This is a genomic window from Shinella sp. SUS2 (assembly GCF_001262505.1).
Classification (GTDB): domain Bacteria; phylum Pseudomonadota; class Alphaproteobacteria; order Rhizobiales; family Rhizobiaceae; genus Shinella.
Map to the genome: position 1 here is coordinate 1 of NZ_KQ410822.1, position 1,473 is coordinate 1,473.

The 1,473-nt window shown below is 57.5% G+C and carries 2 protein-coding genes and 1 pseudogene; 1 reads left to right on the top strand and 2 read right to left on the bottom strand.

Annotation, left to right across the window (positions count from 1 at the left end; translation table 11 throughout):
* Positions 1-86 precede the first annotated feature (86 nt).
* Positions 87-725: pseudogene (locus AKG11_RS33470) on the top strand (LysR family substrate-binding domain-containing protein); the annotation flags it as partial.
* 70 nt (positions 726-795) lie between these two features.
* Here AKG11_RS33470 and AKG11_RS33475 read toward each other — a convergent pair.
* Both AKG11_RS33475 and AKG11_RS33480 read right to left on the bottom strand, forming a co-directional pair.
* Positions 796-1,203, bottom strand: a complete 408-nt coding sequence (locus AKG11_RS33475; protein WP_050747151.1) for a CopM family metallochaperone — start codon at positions 1,201-1,203, stop codon at positions 796-798.
* A gap of 13 nt (positions 1,204-1,216) precedes the next feature.
* Positions 1,217-1,390 carry a heavy-metal-associated domain-containing protein gene (locus tag AKG11_RS33480; RefSeq protein WP_050747152.1) on the bottom strand — a complete coding sequence of 58 codons (174 nt, stop codon included), beginning with the start codon at positions 1,388-1,390 and terminating at the stop codon, positions 1,217-1,219.
* Positions 1,391-1,473: the final 83 nt, after the last annotated feature.

Here is a 1,473-nt window from a genome sequence, read left to right on the forward strand (position 1 = left end):
TCATCGCCCACATTCGCCTGATCACAAGGCGACTTGCAAGGTACCGATATCGTTGAAGGCTTTTCGAGTCAGACTCTGAAGACGGCTTCGTGAGGATCGGAATATTCTCATCGATTGCCTCGGGGTTTCTTGCAGAACTATTGCGTGCATATCATCGCGCGCATCCGAGGGTTCAGGTTGAACTCATCGATGGCAATCATTCAGAGCATGTGGCGGCGATCCGCCAGTTTTCTCTTGACGTCGCCTTCCTTACCGGCACCCGCCTCTGGCCTGATTGCGACACCTCGTATTTTTGGTCTGAGCGCGTCTTTGCGGTTCTACCGGAAGATCATTCGTTAGCCGGGCGCGACGAGGTCGATTGGACCGACCTTGTTGACGAAACTTTCGTCGTGAACGACGTGGCCCCCGGCCAAGAAATTCACGACTACCTGGTTCAGCGCTTGGCTGGTCTGGGTCAGCACCCTGAGATCACCGTCCATTTTGTCGGACGAGAGAACCTGCTCCCACTCGTGGCTCTGGGCAGCGGATTGACGGTCGTTAGCGAGGCGATGACTGCGGCTCAGTTCCCCGGCGTGTGCTATCGGGCGATTCTCGGGGAAATCTTGCCATTTAGCGCCGTATGGTCTCCACGTAATGACAACCCGGCCTTCCGAAGGTTGCTTAGCATGGCGCGTTCTATGGCAACGTCGTGGTCTCCGGGCTCGACAGGGTCAAACGCGCAATAGCGCGCCCTCTCCTGAGCCTGTGTAAGATGCAGGGATTGGTCGGGCGGCTCAAGAAGCCGCCCGACCGGCGTTATTTGCCACGATCGGCGAGCCACTTCTTCATCATGGCGATCTCGCCTTCCTGGGCTTTGATCACGTCTTCTGCGAGCTTGCGGACCTCAGGGGCGCGACCGTACTCGAGAACGACCTTTGCCATGTCGATAGCGCCCTGATGATGGGGAACCATGCCGCGCATGAAGTCGACATCGGCATCGCCTGAATAGTCCATCAGCATGTTCTTCTGCATGCTTTCCATGACGGCCATGTAAGCCTTGGTCGAGGGTTCGTCCGCGGCGGACATGTCCATGCCCTGCATGTTCATGCCGGGCATATTGTGCCCCTGCATAGCGCCATTGTTGTCCATCTGGGTTTGAGCGAGTGCCAGGCCCACGCTGATGGCGATTGCGCCACCTATGAAAATCGGGGTTAGCCTGTTCATCGTTTCATCCTCATCAGGTTGCGACCGCAGGATAGCCGGCTTCTTCCAGAACGCGCTCGATATCGGCGACGGTTGCCGCCGTCTCGACCTTGACCGTGCGAGCGGCGGGGTCCGGCTTGACCGTAGCGTTCGGGTCGACGGACTGGATCGCCTTTGTCACCGACCTTGCGCAGCCCCCGCAGGTCATGTTTTCTGTCCGCCATCAACGCCTATGAGACAGAACTGGTTTAATTGAGAAGAGAGGATTTTCGGCTCATCGTAGCTCATTCA